At 61.2% G+C, this 18,706-nt stretch carries 19 protein-coding genes, 1 other RNA gene and 1 riboswitch; of the genes, 7 read left to right on the forward strand and 13 right to left on the reverse strand.

From position 1 onward, the window contains the following. Nucleotides 1-75: 75 nt before the first annotated feature. Both xsc and pdxR read right to left on the reverse strand, forming a co-directional pair. Nucleotides 76-1,845, reverse strand: coding sequence for a sulfoacetaldehyde acetyltransferase (xsc, locus tag ACR3E4_RS10885; protein ID WP_480534252.1), 1,770 nt, complete (start codon nt 1,843-1,845; stop codon nt 76-78). A 128-nt stretch (nt 1,846-1,973) separates the two neighbouring features. Further along, complete coding sequence (gene pdxR / locus ACR3E4_RS10890; protein WP_480534250.1) at nt 1,974-3,434, reverse strand: MocR-like pyridoxine biosynthesis transcription factor PdxR; 1,461 nt, start codon at nt 3,432-3,434, stop codon at nt 1,974-1,976. Nucleotides 3,435-3,551: 117 nt separating this feature from the next. Here pdxR and ACR3E4_RS10895 point away from each other — a divergent pair, with 117 nt between their 5' ends. Together ACR3E4_RS10895 and ACR3E4_RS10900 are read left to right on the forward strand one after the other, a co-directional pair. Then, nucleotides 3,552-3,860 (forward strand): ArsR/SmtB family transcription factor, encoded by a 309-nt coding sequence (locus ACR3E4_RS10895; RefSeq protein WP_480471948.1) that lies wholly within the window; start codon nt 3,552-3,554, stop codon nt 3,858-3,860. After that, complete coding sequence (locus ACR3E4_RS10900) at nt 3,853-4,884, forward strand: permease (protein ID WP_480534248.1); 1,032 nt, start codon at nt 3,853-3,855, stop codon at nt 4,882-4,884. Before ACR3E4_RS10895 ends, ACR3E4_RS10900 begins: the two co-directional genes overlap by 8 nt. Before the next feature lie 41 nt (nt 4,885-4,925). Here ACR3E4_RS10900 and ACR3E4_RS10905 read toward each other — a convergent pair whose 3' ends face one another. Together ACR3E4_RS10905 and ACR3E4_RS10910 are read right to left on the reverse strand one after the other, a co-directional pair. Further along, on the reverse strand, nt 4,926-5,315 hold the full coding sequence (locus ACR3E4_RS10905; RefSeq protein ID WP_480534246.1) for a hypothetical protein: 390 nt from the start codon (nt 5,313-5,315) through the stop codon (nt 4,926-4,928). 54 nt (nt 5,316-5,369) lie between these two features. Further along, nucleotides 5,370-6,128: a DUF1013 domain-containing protein gene (locus ACR3E4_RS10910; RefSeq protein ID WP_480534244.1), complete on the reverse strand. Its 759-nt coding sequence runs from the start codon at nt 6,126-6,128 to the stop codon at nt 5,370-5,372. Nucleotides 6,129-6,258: 130 nt separating this feature from the next. Here ACR3E4_RS10910 and ACR3E4_RS10915 point away from each other — a divergent pair, with 130 nt between their 5' ends. Further along, nucleotides 6,259-6,888 carry a ribonuclease T2 family protein gene (locus tag ACR3E4_RS10915; protein WP_480534242.1) on the forward strand — a complete coding sequence of 210 codons (630 nt, stop codon included), beginning with the start codon at nt 6,259-6,261 and terminating at the stop codon, nt 6,886-6,888. Here the strand turns inward: ACR3E4_RS10915 and ACR3E4_RS10920 are convergent. The 5 genes from ACR3E4_RS10920 to ACR3E4_RS10940 form a co-directional block, all read right to left on the reverse strand. Further along, a complete protein-coding gene (locus ACR3E4_RS10920; RefSeq protein ID WP_480534240.1) occupies nt 6,885-7,373 on the reverse strand; it encodes a hypothetical protein in 489 nt (162 codons plus the stop codon). The genes ACR3E4_RS10915 and ACR3E4_RS10920 overlap by 4 nt on opposite strands. 21 nt (nt 7,374-7,394) lie before the next feature. Then, nucleotides 7,395-8,375, reverse strand: a complete 981-nt coding sequence (gene bla / locus ACR3E4_RS10925; protein WP_480534238.1) for a class A beta-lactamase — start codon at nt 8,373-8,375, stop codon at nt 7,395-7,397. A gap of 121 nt (nt 8,376-8,496) precedes the next feature. Continuing rightward, on the reverse strand, nt 8,497-9,090 hold the full coding sequence (recR, locus tag ACR3E4_RS10930; RefSeq protein ID WP_480534236.1) for a recombination mediator RecR: 594 nt from the start codon (nt 9,088-9,090) through the stop codon (nt 8,497-8,499). Nucleotides 9,091-9,151: 61 nt separating this feature from the next. Further along, nucleotides 9,152-9,505 (reverse strand): YbaB/EbfC family nucleoid-associated protein, encoded by a 354-nt coding sequence (locus tag ACR3E4_RS10935; protein WP_480534234.1) that lies wholly within the window; start codon nt 9,503-9,505, stop codon nt 9,152-9,154. A gap of 163 nt (nt 9,506-9,668) precedes the next feature. Further along, a complete protein-coding gene (locus tag ACR3E4_RS10940) occupies nt 9,669-11,426 on the reverse strand; it encodes a DNA polymerase III subunit gamma/tau (RefSeq protein ID WP_480534232.1) in 1,758 nt (585 codons plus the stop codon). 166 nt (nt 11,427-11,592) lie between these two features. Here ACR3E4_RS10940 and ACR3E4_RS10945 point away from each other — a divergent pair, with 166 nt between their 5' ends. Continuing rightward, the gene (locus ACR3E4_RS10945; protein WP_480534230.1) at nt 11,593-12,096 is read left to right on the forward strand and encodes a protein-tyrosine phosphatase family protein; all 504 of its coding nucleotides are present in this window, start codon (nt 11,593-11,595) and stop codon (nt 12,094-12,096) included. Nucleotide 12,097: 1 nt separating this feature from the next. Here the strand turns inward: ACR3E4_RS10945 and ACR3E4_RS10950 are convergent, their stop codons facing one another. Beyond that, nucleotides 12,098-12,505, reverse strand: a complete 408-nt coding sequence (locus tag ACR3E4_RS10950; protein ID WP_480534228.1) for a hypothetical protein — start codon at nt 12,503-12,505, stop codon at nt 12,098-12,100. Between the two features lie 89 nt (nt 12,506-12,594). Continuing rightward, nucleotides 12,595-12,820: riboswitch (cobalamin riboswitch) on the reverse strand. Between the two features lie 128 nt (nt 12,821-12,948). On the opposite strand from ACR3E4_RS10950, the gene ACR3E4_RS10955 reads away from it, so the two are divergent. Next, on the forward strand, nt 12,949-13,806 hold the full coding sequence (locus ACR3E4_RS10955; RefSeq protein ID WP_480534226.1) for an alpha/beta hydrolase family protein: 858 nt from the start codon (nt 12,949-12,951) through the stop codon (nt 13,804-13,806). Nucleotides 13,807-13,825: 19 nt separating this feature from the next. On the opposite strand, the gene rsgA is transcribed toward ACR3E4_RS10955, so the two are convergent. The 3 genes from rsgA to ACR3E4_RS10970 all read right to left on the reverse strand — a co-directional run bounded on the left by rsgA (nt 13,826) and on the right by ACR3E4_RS10970 (nt 17,001). Beyond that, nucleotides 13,826-14,854, reverse strand: coding sequence for a ribosome small subunit-dependent GTPase A (rsgA, locus tag ACR3E4_RS10960; RefSeq protein WP_480534224.1), 1,029 nt, complete (start codon nt 14,852-14,854; stop codon nt 13,826-13,828). A gap of 161 nt (nt 14,855-15,015) precedes the next feature. Further along, nucleotides 15,016-15,114: signal recognition particle sRNA small type (ffs, locus tag ACR3E4_RS10965), an RNA gene on the reverse strand. 39 nt (nt 15,115-15,153) lie between these two features. Beyond that, the gene (locus ACR3E4_RS10970) at nt 15,154-17,001 is read right to left on the reverse strand and encodes a bifunctional 2',3'-cyclic-nucleotide 2'-phosphodiesterase/3'-nucleotidase (RefSeq protein WP_480534502.1); all 1,848 of its coding nucleotides are present in this window, start codon (nt 16,999-17,001) and stop codon (nt 15,154-15,156) included. 213 nt (nt 17,002-17,214) lie between these two features. Here ACR3E4_RS10970 and nudC point away from each other — a divergent pair, with 213 nt between their 5' ends. Together nudC and ACR3E4_RS10980 are read left to right on the forward strand one after the other, a co-directional pair. Then, nucleotides 17,215-18,198, forward strand: coding sequence for an NAD(+) diphosphatase (gene nudC, locus ACR3E4_RS10975; RefSeq protein WP_480534222.1), 984 nt, complete (start codon nt 17,215-17,217; stop codon nt 18,196-18,198). A 39-nt stretch (nt 18,199-18,237) separates the two neighbouring features. Continuing rightward, nucleotides 18,238-18,705: an SRPBCC family protein gene (locus ACR3E4_RS10980; protein ID WP_480534220.1), complete on the forward strand. Its 468-nt coding sequence runs from the start codon at nt 18,238-18,240 to the stop codon at nt 18,703-18,705. The last annotated feature ends 1 nt before the right edge of the window (nt 18,706 follow it).

Here is an 18,706-nt window from a genome sequence, read left to right on the forward strand (position 1 = left end):
GACGTTTTTCCCAGTGACGTGGGAAAGATGCCCCGGACTGTGGCCGGACCTTGGTGGTCCGGCCACATGTATGGCTTATTGCGGACGCATGTCGTTGATGTCGATGCCAGCTACTTCGACCGGCTTCTTCATCGCGTCACGGCGGAATGGCTCACCCAGTTCCTGGTTGATCATCGCTTCGATCAGGGTGGTGATACCGTTCTTCTGATCTTTGATCGCCTGATCCAGGGCCGCGGTAAGCTCGTCCTGAGTGCGGGCGACAACGCCTTTTAGACCACAGGCGTTGGCGATACCGGCGTAAGACACCTGCGTGTCCAGCTCGGTGCCGACGAAGTTGTCGTCGAACCACAGGGTCGAGTTACGCTTTTCCGCGCCCCACTGGTAGTTGCGGAAGACAACCTGAGTGACAGCGGGCCATTCTTCGCGACCAATGGCGGTCAGTTCGGTCACGGCGATGCCGAAGGCACCGTCACCCGAGAAACCAACAACCGGAACGTCCGGGCAGCCGATCTTGGCGCCGATCACCGACGGCAGGCCGTAGCCACAGGGGCCGAACAGGCCGGGGGCCAGATACTTGCGGCCTTCCTCGAACGAAGGATAGGCGTTGCCGATGGCGCAGTTGTTGCCGATGTCGGACGAGATGATTGCCTCTTTCGGCAGGGCCTTCTGGATGGCACGCCATGCTTTCCGGGGGCTCAGCCAGTCCGGCTTGGCGGCGCGGGCGCGTTCGTTCCAGGTGGTGCCCGGATCGTCCTGCTCGTGATCCATCGAGGTCAGTTCCTGTGCCCAACGGGATTTGGTTTCGGCGATTTTCGCCTTGCGCTCGTCGCGGCCTTCGTCACCTGCGGTGTCCGACAGCTGCGCCAGGATGTTGGTCGCAACGGTGGCCGCGTCGCCAACTATGCCGACCGAGACCTTCTTGGTCAGGCCGATGCGATCCGGGTTGATGTCGACCTGAATGATCTTCGCATTTGCGGGCCAGTATTCCAGACCGTAGCCCGGCAGGGTCGAGAACGGGTTCAGGCGGGTGCCGAGGCACAGAACCACGTCAGCTTCCTTGATCAGCTCCATACCGGCTTTCGAGCCGTTATAGCCCAGCGGGCCAGCAAACAGCGGGTGCGAGCCGGGGAAGGCGTCGTTGTGCTGGTAGCCAACGCAGACGGGCGCGTCCAGACGCTCGGCCAGGGCTTTCGAGGCTTCGATGCCGCCTTTGGACAGAACCGTACCGGCCCCGTTCAGGATAACGGGGTTTTTGGCGCTCGACAGCAGCGCAGCAGCTTCGGTTACAGCTGCAGCACCACCCTGAGGCAGTTCGAATTCAACAACGGCAGGCAGTTCGATGTCGACGACCTGAGTGAAGAAGTCGCGTGGCACGTTGATCTGCGCTGGTGCGGATGCATGCTTGGCTTTCATGATCACGCGGCTCAGAACCTCGGCCATGCGGCTGGGGTCACGTACTTCTTCCTGATAGCAGACGCAGTCGGCGAACATGCGCATCTGCTCCATCTCCTGGAAACCGCCCTGACCCATGGTCTTGTTGGCGGCCTGCGGGGTGACCAGCAGCAGCGGCGTGTGGTTCCAGTAGGCGGTTTTGACGGCGGTCACAAAATTGGTGATGCCGGGGCCGTTCTGGGCGATCATCATCGACATCTTGCCGGTGGCGCGGGTGTAGCCGTCGGCCATCATGCCGCCGGAGCCTTCATGCGCGCAGTCCCAGAAAGTGATGCCGGCTTTCCCAAAGATGTCAGAGATCGGCATCATGGCCGATCCGATAATACCGAACGCATGCTCGATACCGTGCATTTGCAGAACCTTAACAAAGGCCTCTTCGGTGGTCATTTTCATCTGCGTACTCTCCGATCGTGAATGGCTGTGACGGGGTCTGTCGCCCCGGATTTCTATTCGGTTTTGACCCAAGGGTGTCTGCGGCGTTAGGGCCAGAATAGACGTCGGATTAGGTCCAGTGTCGCCGATCAGGCCTGTCTGATGGCTTCGGCGATTTGTGCGATTCCCGGTCCGATCCGGTCGGATGTGATCGAGGAATACCCGAGCCGGTAGTAGTTCTTTGGCCGGTCCAGGCCGGAAAAGAAGGTCTCGCCGGGTTCGATATGCACGCCTTTGTCCTGCAGCTGCCTCGCAAGCCGGGTCGTATCCACATCCTCGGGGGCCTGCATCCAGATCGATGACCCGCCCAGCATCCCGCGACCCGCGACCGTCAGGCCAGAATGCCGGATTGCATCGTCGATGATTTCGCGCCGAATCTGCAGCGCTTTGGACATCCGCCGAATCTGCGCATCATAGTGCCCAAGAGACAGGAAATAGGCAGCCGTGCGTTGTACATGACCCGGCGGATGCCGCAGGACCAGCGACCGCAATGCACGCGCTTCGCGGATGAAATTTTCGGAACCCACCATGTAACCCAGCCGCAGACCCGGAAACAGTGACTTGGAAAAGCTGCCGACATAGATCACCCGCCCATCCGTATCCAGCGACCGCAAAGCGGGCGAGGGTGCGCCCAGAAAGGACATCTCGAACTCGTAATCATCTTCGACGATCATCGCGTCCAGTTCCCGGGCGCGCTGCAGCAAAGCGTGGCGGCGTGCGATGGGCATCGTGGCGGTGGTGGGGCATTGGTGGCTGGGGGTGGTGAAAATGACATCGGTGTCATCGGGGATCGCCTCGGGCGGCAGGCCATCCCGGTCAACGCGCAAAGGGGCCAGTTTGCATTCGGAGTGGATCAGCAAATCGCGCAGCGCATAATAGCACGGGTCCTCAATGGCCGCTTTGCGATCTCGGTTGAGCAGCACGCGTGAGGCCAGCCACAGCGCGTTCTGGGCCCCCAGCGTAATGAGTATCTCTTCGGGGCGCGCTGCGATCCCGCGCCGGGGTAGGGTGTGGCGGGCGATGAATTCGATCAACAGCGGATCGTCGCGATCCACATAGTCGCCGGTCAGCGTGTCGAAATCCTTGTGCCCCAGGGCCCGTACGGCGCAAAGACGCCAGTTCGCATGATCGAACAGCTTCCGGTCGACCTGACCATAGATGAAAGGATAGCGGTACTCGCGCCAGTTGCTGGGTTTCTGCAGAATGTCTCCGCCCGAGAACCTGCGTGCAAAGGCGCGGTTCCAGTCCACGGTCTCGGTCTCGCGGCGCAGCGGCGTGTAGGTCGGTGGCACCGGCGCATTGTCGGATACATAATAGCCCGAGCGCCCTTTGGCCGTGAGATAATCACTGGCCAGCAATTCCGTATAGGCCAGGGTGACCGTAATCCGGCTGACACCCAGATGTGCGGCCAGTTTACGGGAAGAGGGCAGTTTCTCACCCACATGAAAGCGGCCCGACAGGATGCCTTCGGCAATCATCTGTTGGATCTGCGCCTGCAGGGTGCCCTGTGCGTTGCGTTCCAGAAAGAAGGTATCGACCGAGATGCTCATAGGGTGGTTATAGGTTGGACTTACGGCAAGGGCAATCTGGACTTATCGCCTGAGGTGATTGACACCGTATGTCGAAAGAACTAAATAACCAGAAATCTAGTTTAATGGAGATCGAATATGTGGGAATCAGCCGCTGCCGGGTTCTCGGCCATGGGGTCCGAAGCCCGACTGAAGGTCCTGAAGACGCTGGTGCGGGCCGGGCAGACCGGATTGACGGTCGGTGAGATCCAGAACCGTACTGGCATTGCGCCTTCGACCCTGGCCCATCACCTGCGCTTTCTGGCTGCCGGTGGCGTGGTCGAGCAGGAAAAAATCGGACGCAGCACGATCAACCGGGCGTGTTTCGATGAATTGAGAAACCTTGCGCAGTTCATTCTCAGCGAATGCTGCGCGGACGAAGTGGGAAAGGCCGCGAATGATGGCTGAGCTGACACAAAACCCCAAACCTCTGGCACGCAACGTGATCGATCTGATCAAGACGCCATGGGCCGTGATCGCGGCCCTCCTGATTGCCGTCGCCCTGCTTGATCCGGGCAACTGGACCGAGGTTGTGACATTCGCGGCCAAAGCGTTGGCTCATACCGGGCAATACATCCTGTTCGCTGTGCTGTTGCTGTCCTACCTCAAGGCGACCGGGGCCGAGGTGATGGTCGCCCGCGCCTTTGAGGGGCGCGAGACGCGGATGATCTTTCTGGCCGCGCTGTTCGGGGGGCTCGCGCCCTTCTGTTCCTGCGAAGTGATCCCCTTTATCGCCGGGCTTCTGGCGCTGGGCGCGCCTTTGTCGGCGGTCATGGCGTTCTGGCTCAGCTCGCCGCTGATCGACCCGCCAACCCTGTTGATCACTGCGGGTGCATTGGGCTGGCCCTTTGCCATTGGCAAGGCGGTCGCGGCTGTCGCTCTGGGTCTGTTCGGAGGCTTTGCCATCCGCGCGCTGACACGTGGCGGCGCTTTCGCCCAACCCTTGCGGGAATACAAACCCGCAGGCTGCTGCGGTTGCGGGCCGAAGAAAGACGACAAACCGGTATGGAAATTCTGGCAGGAGCCCGAGCGTCGCGTGCGGTTCCGGTCCGAGTTTGTCCATAACGGCCTGTTCCTGTTGAAATGGCTGGCGCTGGCCTATGTGCTCGAAGCGTTGCTGGTCAGCTATGTCCCGGCGGACCTGATCGCACGCGTTGTCGGGGGTGAGGGCGTGCTGCCCATCGTCACCGCTGCGCTGGTCGGGATGCCCGCCTATCTGAACTCCTACGTGGCACCGCCGCTGCTGGCGGGGCTGATGGAGCAGGGGATGACGGCAGGCGCTGCCATGGCGTTCATGATTGCAGGGGCCGTCAGTTCGATCCCGGCGATGGCGGCAGTTTGGTCGCTGGTCACGCCGCGCGTCTTTGCCGCCTATCTGGTGTTGGGGGTCAGCGGAGCCGTGGTTGCTGGCGTCCTGTTTCAGATGATCTGAAGGAAAAACCGCCCGGTGGTCACACCGGGCGGTTTTGCTTACTAGCTTGCCTCGCAATAGCGAGGCAGTTTGAAACGATATCTCGGCTCGCCACTGTCCACGTAAACGCGTTTCTCGATGCAGGCGCTGGCGCCGACGGTTTGCGAGATCGGGGCCTCGGTGGAGGTAATCGAGGTTGCGGAACCATCGGGCAGCCGAACCGACGCGATCACACCGTTCTTCAGATCGCCGTTGATCGGAGTCGCCGACAGGACCGGAACAGTGATGAACGAGTGATGCTCGTGCTCGCCGCTGTCGTTCAGCAAAAGCAACGCGGCGGCAACCGCGACCACACCGATCCCGCCAGCGATGGCAAGGCCTTTGGTTTTCACGAAGGCATAGATCGAAACAGCGCGGTGCGGGCCGAAAATTGCGGACAGAATGCTTAGCATTTCATTCCCCAAAGAAACAGGCCCCAACCGTCGACGGTCGGGGCCGCGTGCGCATCAGGGGCGCAGATCGTCCTCATCTTCATCGCTGCCACCTTTGGGCAGGTTGAAGAAGCTGTCGGCGTCGACGATAACGTCATCGTCTTCCTTCTCTTCAGAATCATCCGACAACGAGAAGGTCTCCAGACCCTCAATCGCGGTCGGAATCTTCGGAGCCGAATCCATTTCAAGCGATTGTTCGGTCGACACCAGCTTGCGACGCTCATCATCGCTCATGACACCACCTTCGGCGGCTTTCTTGGCAGCGGCCTTTTGTACGATGGCATCCAGTTCGGACTGCTTGCACAGACCCAACGCAACCGGATCGATGGGTTGCATGTTGGCGATGTTCCAGTGGGTGCGCTCGCGGATCGACTGGATGGTCGGCTTGGTGGTGCCCACCAGCTTGGCGATCTGGCCATCGCTGAGTTCGGGGTGGAACTTGACCAGCCACAGGATCGAGTTCGGACGGTCCTGGCGCTTGGACAGCGGCGTATAGCGCGGGCCACGGCGCTTTTCCTCGCCCGACGCGGCCGGGTTGAACTTGAGCTTCAGCTTGTGCAGCGGGTTGTTCTGCGCTGTGTCGATCTCTTCCTGAGTCAGCTGGTTGTTGGCGATCGGGTCGAACCCTTTGACGCCAGCGGCCACATCGCCATCGGCGATGCCCTGCACTTCCAGCTCGTGCATGCCTACGAAATCCGCGATCTGCTTGAAGCTGATCGTGGTGTTGTCCACCAGCCATACGGCTGTTGCCTTGGCCATAAGCGGTTTTGCCATCAGCCCGTCTCCTATAAATACATCTGTCCCGTCGCCGGAATTCGGCGGCCCCGTGGTCTTGGGGCAGGTTTCCGTTGTCGGGGAACTTGCGGCCTATATAGTCGCGGCAAGGCAAGAAGGGAAGAGGCGAATGCGCTGGGTTATTTTGTGGGTGTTCAGCGCGATGGCCGCCATGGCCGAGGGCGAGAAGGCCGGAGCGTTCGACTATTATGTTCTGTCGCTCAGCTGGTCGCCCAATTGGTGCGCGCGCGAAGGGGATGCGCGCGGCTCGGATCAATGCGATGCGCGCCATGATCACGGGTGGATATTGCACGGTCTCTGGCCGCAATTTCACCAGGGCTGGCCGTCGTTCTGCCGCACGCCCGAGGCGCCGCCGTCCCGCCGCATGACCCGGGAAATGGAGGATATTCAGGGCTCATCCGGTCTGGCCTGGCACCAATGGAAGAAGCATGGCACATGCTCGGGCCTGTCTGCGCCGGACTATTTCGCCCTGTCGCGGCAAGCTTTTGGGACGGTCACCCGCCCCGAGGTCTTCCGAAAACTGGATGCTCCGATCAAATTGCCTGCCGCGGTGGTGGAAGAGGCGTTCCTGAAGGCCAATCCCGCGCTTGAGCCTGATATGATCACAATCACCTGCAAGCAGGGCTATATAGAAGAGGTCCGCCTGTGCCTGTCCCGCGATCTTGACCCCGTGCCCTGCGGCCGCGATGTGATCCGCGACTGCACTGCGAAGGACGCGCTGTTCGATCCGATTCGCTAGAGCTTTTTGTTCTGACAATCGCGCGCGTATTCCAGCGCTTTGGCAGTGCCTTTCAGATCAATCGCCATGACGGTCTGACCTTCGGGGTTGTAGACGGTCATCGTCTTGTTCTGGGCAATCGCGGCGACGAAGCTGCGGTCGGTGAAGAACACCGTCGCACCCGGCACGCGGTCCTGTTTGAACCCGATGGCAGTGGCGTCAAAGCTCTTGCCGTCCAACTCGAACCGGATCGGATAGCTCTGCCCCGGCTCAATATCGCCCCATGCCTTGTTGTAGACGGTGAAATACCCGCGATTGTCCAGCGCGTCATAGCCCAGCCGCACCACCGAGAGATCCTGATATACCGTCTGGATAAGACACCCATTGCCAAGCGCGGGGTCCATCATGATGTTCCAGCCTTCGACGAAACCCTTGTCGATCAGTTCCTGCGACAGGGCTGCGGTTGCGGTGAAGGCGGCGAAGGTGAGGGCGAGAAATCGGGTCATCTTAGAGTTTCAACAAGCTTGTTAGTTTGTAGAGTAGAGGGCCCAGTCATAAGCGGCACGGGCAATCTGGGCAATCACCATCTCTTTGGCAGCGATTGATCCGGGATTGTTGGTGTAAATGGCGATGACAAGATCGCGCCCATCAGGCAGTCGGATATAACCCGCATCGTTGATCACATTGTGGCCGGTGCCCGTTTTGTGGCCGACAACTGTGCCAGGTGGCAGCATCCCTTTGATCCGCCCGGCACCTGTGCGTGTCTGTTCCATAATAGACTTTAGGACTTTGGTTTCCTGAGGTGGCAGGACTTCTCCGGACAGGAAGCGAGACAATAGTTTGGCCATGCCATCTGGTGTAGTCGTATCACGGGGATCTGTGAGCAGCGGGCTTTCGATTGGTGCCACAAAGAACCCCATAATTCCCCCGGGCTCTTTTGCCTTTTGGTCCATCAGAGCTTCGACTGCATCGAAATCTGGGACCTGATAGGCGTCAATGAACAAACCATTGATGTTCCGGTTGACGTTGATACCGCTGACACCTTGCTTTTCGACGAATTCTTTGACCCCTTCAGGGCCGTCCATGATCCGCATCATAGTGTTGGGTGCAGTGTTGTCGCTGTCGACGATGGCTGTCCAGATCAGATTGTAGAGCGATGTAGTCGTCGGTCCGACCGGAAAGGTCAGATTAAGAGGTGACATGACCGACAGATCGTCTTCTGTCACTGTGACTTGCGTATCCAGCGCTAGTTCACCCGTTGCAACCTTGCCGAGGGCCTGCATTGAAACCAATGTTTTCACGGTACTCATCATTGGGAAGGAGCCTTCGCCATTGATGAGCGAGATCGGTTCTTCGCCTGCAAAAGCGATACTGGCGCCTACATCCCCATCAATTACCGAAGCGATGCGTTTCACTTCGGACCTGAGGACATCAATACTTTCAGCAATAGCTGTGGTGCCGAGAACGATTGACACAAGCGCGGCAGTTATAAAACGAGCTAAAGGCATTGAGGCATCCGATTATTAGAAGAAGATGCTTTTAGACTATCAACGTGATGTTGTCAGTAAAGTGTCGTTTTGACATTTCACTTTCGTAACCGGGTGTCAAAGAATGTCGTGTGATAGCTTTTCAAATCTCCCTCCTCGCCCGCAACGCCGCCGTAATCGTCCCATCATCCAAATAATCCAGCTCACCGCCGATCGGTACACCCTGCGCTAGCGAGGTCAGGCGGACCTGCCCTTCCAACTGGTCCGCGATGTAATGAGCGGTGGTCTGGCCGTCGACGGTGGCGTTCAGCGCCAGGATGATCTCGGTGATCCCTTCTGCTGTCACCCGATCCTTCAACCTTGGAATGCGCAGTTCGTCCGGGCCGACCCCATCCAATGCCGACAGCGTACCGCCCAGAACGTGATAGCGGCCTTTGAAAACGCCCGCGCGCTCCATCGCCCAGAGGTCGGCGACGTCTTCGACCACGCACAGCTCTCCGGTCGCACGGGCCTCACTGTCACAGATGTCACAAATATCGGTGGTGCCCACGTTGCCGCAGTTCAGGCATTCGCGGGCGGTGACGGCCACCTGCTGTATGGCGTCCGAAAGCGGCGTCAGCAGCAGGGCCCGTTTGCGGATCAGATGCAGGACAGCGCGGCGGGCCGAGCGGGGGCCGAGGCCCGGCAGCTTGGCCATCAGGTCGATCAGATTGTCGATGTCGCTGTTTGAGCTCACGGCCTGTCCTGTATGGCGCCGGAGGGAGCCTCCGGCGGGAGTATTTTTGAAAAGATGAAGATCAGAACGGCAGTTTGATATCTGCCGGCAGGCCCATGCTTTCGGTCAGTTTCGCCATTTCGGCCTGCGACCGTTCGGTGGCCTTGGTCTGCGCGTCTTTGATCGCCGCCAGGATCAGATCTTCGACAACTTCCTTGTCGTCGCCGTTGAAGATCGAGGGATCGATATCGAGACCTTTGAGCTCACCTTTGGCCGTCGCGGTGGCTTTGACCAGACCCGCGCCGGATTCGCCGACAACCATCAGGTTGTTCAGATCTTCCTGCATCTCGGTCATCTTGGTCTGCAGGTCCTGTGCGGATTTCATCATCTTGGCCATGTCGCCCAGACCGCCAAGCCCACCTAGTCCTTTGAGCATCGAAGTTCTCCTGTGAATACGTTTGATGTCTAAATACGGGGGCCATCGGTGCGACACAAGGGGCGAGGCGGCTCCTGCCGGGCCCAAGGCCGCTCAGGCGTATCGGCGCAGCCGATGGCCGTGGCGGGCGCGGGAGGATTTGCGCTATCGGGGCTGGGCTGTATCAGTCTTCCTCAAACGGGTCCCATTCGTCTTCGACCTCTGGCAGGGCTTCAGTTTCGACCTTGGCGGCGCGTTCTTCCGGGGTTTCGATCCGGGTGATTTTTGCCTTGGGAAACTGGGCCAGAACGGCCTGCACCAGCGGATGGGTCTCGGCCTCGGCCTTCAGCGCCAGGGCGGCGGCGTCGCGGGTCTCGCCGATTGTTGGCGCTGTCCCCTCGGACACGAGTGTCACCGCCCAACGGTTTCCGGTCCAGCGCTGCAGGGATGATCCGAGCCGGGCGGCAAGGTCAGCCGGGGCCTGTTCCGTCGGAGTGAACTCGATCCGGCCCGGCTGGTACGAGGCCAGCCGCACGCCATTTTCCACTTCGACCAGAAGCTTGACGTCGCGGTTGGAGCGGATCAGTTCGACCACGTGATCGAAACTGGGATAGTGGGCCAGAGCGGTCGCCACATCCTGCGCCAGCGCCGCTGATGGTGCCCCGGTCGGGCCTCGGGTGGTGGCATAGGTTGTTTGCGTGGCGACAGGGGCGGATGCACCGCCTTGCGTGGCTATCGGCAGGCCGCCACCCGGTCCGTTGGTCGGCGGGGGGACGGGCGCATCCTGCAGCCGTTTGATCAACTCTTCCGGGCTGGGTAGATCGGCCACATGGGTCAGGCGGATCACCGCCATTTCGGCCGCCATCATCGCGTTGGGCGCGGCGGCAATCTCCTCCAGCGCCTTGAGCAGCATCTGCCACATGCGGGTCAGAACACGCATCGGCAAGGCCTCGGCCATTTGCTGGCCACGGGCGCGTTCGTCGGGCGATACCGTCGGATCTTCGGCGGCATCCGGGGTGATCTTGACCACCGAGACCCAATGGGTGATCTCGGCCAGATCGCGCAATACCGCCAGCGGGTCGGCGCCTTCGGCATATTGGGCGCTCAGCTCTGTCAGTGCTCCGGCTGCATCGCCGCGCAGGATCATGTCGATCAGGTCGAGAACCCTGCCGCGATCCGCCAGACCCAGCATCGCGCGCACCTGATCGGCGCTGGTCTCGCCTGCCCCGTGGCTGATTGCCTGATCTAGCAGCGAGGTCGCATCACGGGCCGAGCCCTCGGCGGCGCGGGTGATCAGCGCCAACGCGTCCTCGGCGATCTGCGCGCTTTCGGCATCGGCAATCTTGCGCAGCAGGCCGATCATGACTTCGGGCTCGATCCGGCGTAGATCGAAGCGCTGACAGCGGGACAGGACGGTGACCGGGACCTTGCGGATCTCGGTGGTGGCAAAGATGAACTTCACGTGCTCGGGCGGTTCCTCAAGCGTCTTGAGCAGCGCGTTGAAAGCGCTGGTCGAGAGCATGTGGACCTCGTCGATGATGTAGATCTTATAGCGCGCGCTGGCGGCGCGATAGCGAACGCTGTCGATGATCTCGCGGATGTCATTGACGCCGGTGCGGCTGGCGGCGTCCATCTCCATCACATCGACATGGCGGCCTTCCATGATGGCGACGCAATGTTCACACTGGCCGCAGGGTTCCGTGGTGGGTTTGCCTTCGCCATCGGGGCCGATGCAGTTCATGCCCTTGGCGATGATCCGGGCGGTGGTGGTTTTGCCGGTGCCGCGGATGCCGGTCATGATGAAGGCCTGCGCGATCCGGTCCGCCTCGAACGCATTTTTCAGCGTGCGGACCATGGCGTCCTGACCGACCAGATCGGCAAAGGTTTCCGGGCGGTATTTGCGGGCAAGCACCTGATAGGCGGGGCTGGGCGTGTCGGTCATGTCTGCTTTCGCGGATTCGAGTTCTGCCGCAGCGTAGAGGCCGCCGCTGCCCGCGTCCACCGCCCGCCCGGATGATTTTCATTTTGGAAAGCGACCCGATGCGGCTTACACTGGTCGGACAGATTTCAAAGACCAGTTTTTATAGGTTTGTTTGATGGGGGGTTTTATGTCGCAACTGGTGATATACGCCTTGCAGGTTGGCGGGGGCACGCTGGCCCTGACGTCGATGCCGGGGCGCGGAGGGGATTATGACGGCGATCTGGACCTGATCGCGGGCTGGAAGCCGGGTCTGGTCCTGTCGATGACCACCGAAGTTGAGATGCTGCAGGATGGCGCGCGCAATTTCGGGACCGACATACAGGCCCGGGCGAGCCGCTGGGTCCATCTTCCGATCGAGGATTTCGGCGCCCCGCCCGAAGCTGTCGAGGAGCGTTGGCCGCAGGTCAGCGCGGCCGCCCGGCAGGCCCTGTCCGGCGGAGGCCGGGTTCTGGTGCATTGCCGAGGCGGTTGCGGCCGCTCGGGTATGGTTGTGCTGCGTCTGATGGTCGAATGCGGCGAGCGTCCCGAAACAGCGCTGGAGCGTCTGCGGGCGCTGCGCCCCTGCGCGGTCGAAACCGACGGACAGATGGCCTGGGCCGCTACGCCGGCCCGGGTCCCGTTGCAACGTTAGATCAGGCGCAGGCCATATGCTGCGGCTCGGCCTGAGGGCGCGGGGCCAGCACCGACGCTTCAAGCATGGCGCAGGGCGGGTTCGCCAGCAGCCCTGCGGGTAGGGTGGCGAATGAGGTGCCGAACATCATGTCCGCATAACCGTCCAGCATCTCGGTCTCGATCCCGGGAACGGTTCCGCAGAACACGCGCACCTGATCAGGGCAGGCGCGAAAACGGGCGGTGCAGCCTTCCGCGCAATGGGTCAGTTCGCTGCTGCCTTCCACCTGAAACTCGGATGTGGTCACTGGCCGCGCGGTCGAGACGGCCTGCGTCAGCGCCCGCGCCATACGCGCCAGAGCCGGGCAGGGTTTGCCGGTCCGTTGGCACACGGTCGCCGCGAATTCATGTGTGTCGGTCTTCCAGATCATAGATGCGCCCTCCGCGCGCAGGGCGAGGGCGTGAAACAGGTAGGACGGCGCTGTGACGTCAGGACCTGCCCGGACACCCCGCCCGAGATTCAGTTTCGATTCCGATGGCAGGTCTCCTGACTTGCGGGTCGTCGCTTTGCCGACCTTCCCAGCCATATGGCCAGTGGTCTTCCGGCATTGCTCACCGCTTACAGTTGCGGGGGCAGTCGCGGATTTGGTTCGTTCCGGCAGCTTCCGGTCAGAACCGCACCGTGTTCCCTTTTCATCCCGGCCCCGGATTGGGGGCGCGAGAACCATCACGCCATCGCTAGCGGTTCGCCGCATTCCGAGTCAAGCGGATTGAAAGTCGCAGGCTGACCTTTGGTCCAGCCACGTCAACCTTGACTTGGTATTGATCAAATGAACTGATCAGTTCAGGTGATGCGCGACGCCAAGAGGTTCACATGCTGGACACGCAACAGACCATCATGACAGAGGATTTCCGGTTTCCCGCCGGACCCGCGATGCTGTCCGCCCGTCTGTACCTGCCCGCGTCTCAGCCGGAAACGGTGGTGGTGATCAACGGCGCCACCGGCGTGCCCCGCGATTATTACCAGCATTTCGCGCGCTGGCTGGTGGCGGAACGCGGCATGGCCTGCCTGACATATGACTACCGGGATTTCGGCCATTCACTGACCGGGGCGCAAAAGGCGTCGACAGTGACGATGGCGGACTGGGCGCTGGTCGACATCCCCGCCGCGCGGGCGGAGATGCGGCGGCGTTTTCCGGGTGCTCAACTGTGGAGCATTGGCCACTCGCTCGGATCTATGTTGGGGCCGGTGCAATCGGATATCGAGCAGATCGACCGGATGATCTGTGTCTGTTCGGGCCTGGTGACGCTCGGGGATCATCCGTGGCTCTATCGCGCGCTGGCGGCGTTGTTCTGGTATGGCCATGCGCCATTGATGGTCCGGGCGCTGGGATATCTGCCGGGCAAGGCGGTCGGTTTTGGCGAAGACCTGCCCGCGCCGGTCTATTGGCAGTGGCGCAAATGGTGCACCGCGCCCGAAAGCTATCTGCCCGAGATCGGAGAGACACTGCCACAGGCGCGCTGGGCCACTGCAGGCGGACGCGTCGATCTGTTTGCCTTTGCTGATGACCAGATGGTGCCGCCCGAAGCCGTATGGCGGCTTGCCGATCTCTATGGCCCGAAGGCCTGCCGTCACCTTTTGTCACCGCAGGAGTTCGGGTTGCCGAAGGTCGGGCATATCGGTGCCTTTGCCCGACGCAACGCGGCTGTCTGGCCCCGCCTGATTGATTGAACAGACGGGACCAGTTGTGTCACAGCCCCTTGCGGGACTTTTTCTGCTGCATGACGCCGCGCACCATTTTCCCGAACGCTTTGTCCCGCGCGCGGGACTGGGCGATGGTTTCCGAGTTGCGCTGATCCTCGCGTCGCAACTTGCGCCATCGTTCCAGCCGCGATGGATCGAGCACACCGCTCTGGACCGCGGCCTGAACCGCACAGCCGGGTTCGGTGTCGTGCTGGCAGTCCGAGAACCGGCAGCCTTGGTTGAGCTTGATGAGGTCCGAGAAAACCTCATCCACCCCGTCCTGCGCATCCAGCAAACGCAAAGCGCGCATGCCCGGTGTGTCGATCAGCCAGCCACCGTTGCGCATCTGGTGCAAGGCCCGTGCCGTCGTGGTGTGACGGCCCCGCGCGTCATCCTCGCGAATGCCTGCCGTGGCTTGATCCTGCCCGGTCATGGCATTGGCCAGCGTGGTCTTGCCAACACCAGACGACCCGACCAATGCGCCGGTCTGACCCTTTGGGCACCACGCAAGAACCTGTTCGATCTGCGTTGGGTCCAGCGCATTGATCGCCAGCACCGTCAGAAACGGATCGATGGCCTGCGCTTGTTGCACAAAGGATTCTGGCGCGTCAGAGGTATCGGCCTTGGTCAGAACAACCACCGGATAGCACCCGGCCTGATGCGCCAATGCCAGATAACGCTCCAGCCTGGGCAGGCTGAATTCGGCATTGCACGAACTGACGATGAACAGCACATCGACATTTGCGGCGATCAGTTGTGCCGAGGCACCTGTGCCCGCGGCCCGGCGCTGCAGCAGGCTGCGCCGGGCCAGCAGGTGCCGCACGCTGGCGTCATCGTCCGTAAGAACCCAATCGCCGACCGCATATTCGCCGGTCGGGTGGTCGGGGCTGAGTAACGGGACTTCGCCCTTCGGGCCAAGCCCGATCAGCCGGTCACGGTGAACGGCGCTAATGCGAAACGGGGTGTATGTGGGTTTGGCCGCGTGTTGTGCGGCAAAGTGAGAGGACCATCCAAGATCCGATAGTGAAAGAGTCATTGGTCTGCCTGTGGTCAGAAACAGAGTATCCGACGGATGGCAATCGCGCACCCGTTGGTCATGTGTTCAGGCAGTCAGAAAATCGCGCTGGATCAGAACCGGGCTGCCCGAAGGGTCTTTGCTACAATCATAAAGCCCTCCTGCGGCTGATAGGTTGGTTCAAGTGAGAGGCTGGACATCGACCCAAGCGGGACTCGTTGTGGCTGCTTCCTTCCGGACCTGACCAGGTTGGCGAGGCGCTCGCCCGCGCCAACCTCTCGACCCTTCATATAGGCGCGTCGGATGGTATTGGCAACCCGTCAGAGGGTCAGTTGAATGGGCAGAAACCCATCGCAATCCACGGGCAGAACCTGCGGATCGTATTCGGCCAGCTCATGCAGATAGGCTTGCGCGGCGGGGCCGGTGGTCAGAATGACCTCCGCCCCGTTCATCGGGGTCAGAGAGAAGGGACGTGGAGCCTGTTCCAGCGGGTCCCGGGGCAGTTTGCCCGCCAGATAATCGCGCAGCACATGGTGAATGAGCCGCGCGGGCAAAGCGATAGGGCAAACCTGCGCGGCGATTGGGAAGTGACCCCCGCCATTGGCACGGTAATTGTTGGTCGCGACGATAAATTCCTGCTCGGGCGTCACCAGCCGTCCGTTGACCTTCAGGGATCGAATGCGCGAATGCGCTGAATCCTTCAGACGTCCGGCTGCATCGAACCGGGCCGGTTGTGACAGGTCGATCTGATAGGTCGCCCCATGCAGACTGTCGAAATTGAATCCTGCGCGCCTTGGGTTGATCAGATGAGTGGGCCGATGGGTCGAAAGCTGATTGAACACACCAGCGGACATCTCGAGCCAATCGTGCAGCTGCGCACCCGTTACTCGCACTGCCCGCAGTTCATTGGGGAAGACATGCAAGTCGGCCACGTGGCGGATTGAAACATCGCCCGCAGGAACATGCGTGTAATAACGAGGACCGGCGCGGCCTCCGAATTTGGCGGGGGCCGTGGCTGCGAGGATGGTTAGACCCTCCCACTCGGTACCGGCAATGTGGGATCGCACCGCAGCGGCCTGAGCCGCCGCCAGCAACGCCAGCCCCCGATCGGGGGCACAGAATGAAAAATAGCTGTGCAGCGTAACGGGCACTGACCCCACGGGTGCAGAGACACGTTTGCGCGTTTCCTCGTGACCCTTGGCAAACAGCCGTTTGATCTCGGGGTCTTCAGGGACAGGCCCGTTCGCCGTATTGATCGGGGTTGCCTTGGCCCGGCTGTCGATGACGCGCCAGTGCTGCCCGGCGTCTTGTTCCAGCGTCAAATCGATCACGCCCAGATGCGAGCCGCCCCAGCCTGGCATCACCACCGGTTTGCCATGCACCAGCCCTTGTGCATGGTCGACATCAGGCATGTCTTCATGTGCCGTGCCGGGCAGAACCAGATGCGTGTGCCCAGCAACAATCACATCAATATTATCCAGCGCGGCCAGCGGGATGACCGCGTTTTCCATCCCGGCCTCGGCCTCCGCCTGATCCAGCCCCGAATGCGCCAACGCCACGACAAGGTCGCAGCCCTGTTGGCGAAGAAATGCTGCAGTCTGCTCTGCCGCGGTCAGAATGTCGGTGACCTCTGCCTTGCCCTGCAGCATATGCGCCTCCCACTGCATCGTCTGGGGTGGCAAGACCGATAGGATGCCGATGCGAATCGGAACCTGTTTCCCGTTTGCCAAAACCATCCGCTGCAGGGTCGCATGAGGCACCCAGCCCTGAGGCCCTTGCGTTGTGCGCAGGTTGCTGCACACCACGGGACAGGCGGTTTGTGCGGTGATCCGGTTCACCAGATCCAGTCCGAACCCGAAATCATGATTGCCTAACCCGACCGCATCAAAGCCCATAGCGTTGAACGCTTGTGACAATGGGTGCGCATCCGTAGTGACCTCTGCGGCCCATTCGCCAAACGGCGTACCCTGCAGCGCATCACCATTGTCGAACAGCAATACCAAAGCACTGTCGCGCTCCGCCTGATCGCGGGCCCTACGGATCAGGCTGGCGGTCCGGGTCAGGCCCCGGTCGGCATCCGGAGTGTCGGCGTAATAATCAAATGACATCAAGTGCATATGCAGGTCGGATGTCGCCAGTATCCGGACTTTTGCTTTGGAAGGGCGCACCCACGCCCGGCGCGCCAAACTATCGTGTTTCAAAATTTCAACTTCAGACGGTCAACGTAACAGATTTTTCACCTTGCGGTGGACTTAGTGCAAATTCCGGGGCATTGCTGCGGTCTTTCGGCGGCATGGCAAAAATATTTTGTTTGCTCAAAATCCGTTGCACCCATGGCACAGAAATGGCAGCCCTTGGCCCGGCAGGCGAGGACAACAGGCATGAAACGCGCAGAACAGGTCACTTTTGGCGGCTCGGGCATGGACCGGGCGGGATTGTTGCGGGGCGATCCCGAGAAGCTGGCGCAGGCCTTTGCCGACCCACGGGCACGTTGCCTGTTGCTGTGGCGCGGTAAAATTCTGGTGCAGGGTGAAGCGCTGGACAAACTGGCGCTGATCGCGGTGGATCATGGAATTTTGCAGAATGGCCCGGGTGGTGCGATTGAAAAGCCGATCCTTCTGGGCCTGTCAGACGACGCCACGCCGCTGTTTGCCATGGATATTTCGGGCTGGGCAGCCGAAGGTCTGGATCTGTCCGATATCGGGGCCTTCGTGGACCGCAGCGAACAACAACACCCGGACTTGCCCGAGGGCCACGTGTTTGCCGAACTGCGCCGGATAATGACCCGGCTCAGCCCGCGCGACGCCGAGCTTGCGGCAACGGCCAAGGCGGTGATCGGCTGGCATGAAACGCATCGCTTCTGCGCCCGGTGCGGCGCGGCCAGTGAAATTTCTCAGGGCGGCTGGCAGCGCAGTTGCCCTGCGTGCGGAGGTCAGCATTTCCCGCGCACGGATCCGGTGGTGATCATGCTGATCACCCATGGCAACTCGGTGCTGATGGGCCGTTCACCCGGTTGGCCCGAGGGGATGTACTCGTTGCTGGCCGGATTTGTCGAACCGGGCGAGACGCTCGAGGCGGCGGTGCGCCGCGAGGTGATGGAAGAGGCAGGCGTTCCCGTGGGCGAGGTCAGTTATCTTGCCAGCCAGCCCTGGCCGTTTCCGGCCTCGCTGATGTTTGGCTGCGCGGGCAAGGCCCTGTCGTCCGAGATACAGATCGACCCAGTTGAGATTGAAGATGCTATCTGGGTCGGCCGGAGCGAGATGATGCAGGCCTTTGCGGGCGATCACCCCAAGTTGCTGCCAGCCCGCAAAGGTGCGATTGCGCATTTTTTGTTGCAACACTGGCTTGCGGACACGCTGGACTAACGAGACACTGGCGGCGACTCGCGGCAGAGAAGAACCAAGATGCAGTTTTCAGCGCAGGAAGATATCGAAGTTCCCGTCGAGATGGTGTTCGCCATGATCACCGATTTCGAGCGTTTCGAACGCATGGCCCTGCGCCGCGGGGTCGAGGTGCGGCGGGTTTCCGGGTCAGGGGCGCCACAGGCCGGCACAGCGTGGGAGACCGAGCTCAAGATCCGGGGCAAGCCACGCCAGATTTCGGTGGCGCTGACCGAATGTGAGGCATCCTCGCTGATGCGGTTTCAGGCCAGCAGCAAGGGTATGAACGGGGACACCGTGATCGAACTGCTGGCGTTGTCTCAACGTCGCACGCGGCTGAGCGTTGAGACCTCTCTCAAGGCAAAGACACTGCCTGCGCGACTGCTGCTGCAGTCGCTGAAACTGGGCCAATCCCGTTTCCGCCGCCAGTTCCAGACCCGCCTCAGCGACTTCGCACGAGAAGTCGAGGAACGACACCTGCACGGGGTTTGAG

Source organism: Ruegeria sp. AP11 (assembly GCF_056535865.1).

Coding starts and splice junctions, on each gene's coding strand:
- ACR3E4_RS10920 (WP_480534240.1), bottom strand. CDS start 7,373: ATGACCCGATTTCTCGCCCTCACCTTCGCCGCCTTCACCGCAACCGCA.
- ACR3E4_RS10910 (WP_480534244.1), bottom strand. CDS start 6,128: ATGGCAAAACCGCTTATGGCCAAGGCAACAGCCGTATGGCTGGTGGAC.
- xsc (WP_480534252.1), bottom strand. CDS start 1,845: ATGAAAATGACCACCGAAGAGGCCTTTGTTAAGGTTCTGCAAATGCAC.
- ACR3E4_RS10915 (WP_480534242.1), top strand. CDS start 6,259: ATGCGCTGGGTTATTTTGTGGGTGTTCAGCGCGATGGCCGCCATGGCC.
- rsgA (WP_480534224.1), bottom strand. CDS start 14,854: ATGACTCTTTCACTATCGGATCTTGGATGGTCCTCTCACTTTGCCGCA.
- bla (WP_480534238.1), bottom strand. CDS start 8,375: ATGCCTTTAGCTCGTTTTATAACTGCCGCGCTTGTGTCAATCGTTCTC.
- pdxR (WP_480534250.1), bottom strand. CDS start 3,434: ATGAGCATCTCGGTCGATACCTTCTTTCTGGAACGCAACGCACAGGGC.
- ACR3E4_RS10945 (WP_480534230.1), top strand. CDS start 11,593: ATGTCGCAACTGGTGATATACGCCTTGCAGGTTGGCGGGGGCACGCTG.
- ACR3E4_RS10980 (WP_480534220.1), top strand. CDS start 18,238: ATGCAGTTTTCAGCGCAGGAAGATATCGAAGTTCCCGTCGAGATGGTG.
- ACR3E4_RS10955 (WP_480534226.1), top strand. CDS start 12,949: ATGCTGGACACGCAACAGACCATCATGACAGAGGATTTCCGGTTTCCC.
- ACR3E4_RS10950 (WP_480534228.1), bottom strand. CDS start 12,505: ATGATCTGGAAGACCGACACACATGAATTCGCGGCGACCGTGTGCCAA.
- ACR3E4_RS10935 (WP_480534234.1), bottom strand. CDS start 9,505: ATGCTCAAAGGACTAGGTGGGCTTGGCGGTCTGGGCGACATGGCCAAG.
- ACR3E4_RS10905 (WP_480534246.1), bottom strand. CDS start 5,315: ATGCTAAGCATTCTGTCCGCAATTTTCGGCCCGCACCGCGCTGTTTCG.
- nudC (WP_480534222.1), top strand. CDS start 17,215: ATGAAACGCGCAGAACAGGTCACTTTTGGCGGCTCGGGCATGGACCGG.
- ACR3E4_RS10940 (WP_480534232.1), bottom strand. CDS start 11,426: ATGACCGACACGCCCAGCCCCGCCTATCAGGTGCTTGCCCGCAAATAC.
- ACR3E4_RS10895 (WP_480471948.1), top strand. CDS start 3,552: ATGTGGGAATCAGCCGCTGCCGGGTTCTCGGCCATGGGGTCCGAAGCC.
- ACR3E4_RS10900 (WP_480534248.1), top strand. CDS start 3,853: ATGGCTGAGCTGACACAAAACCCCAAACCTCTGGCACGCAACGTGATC.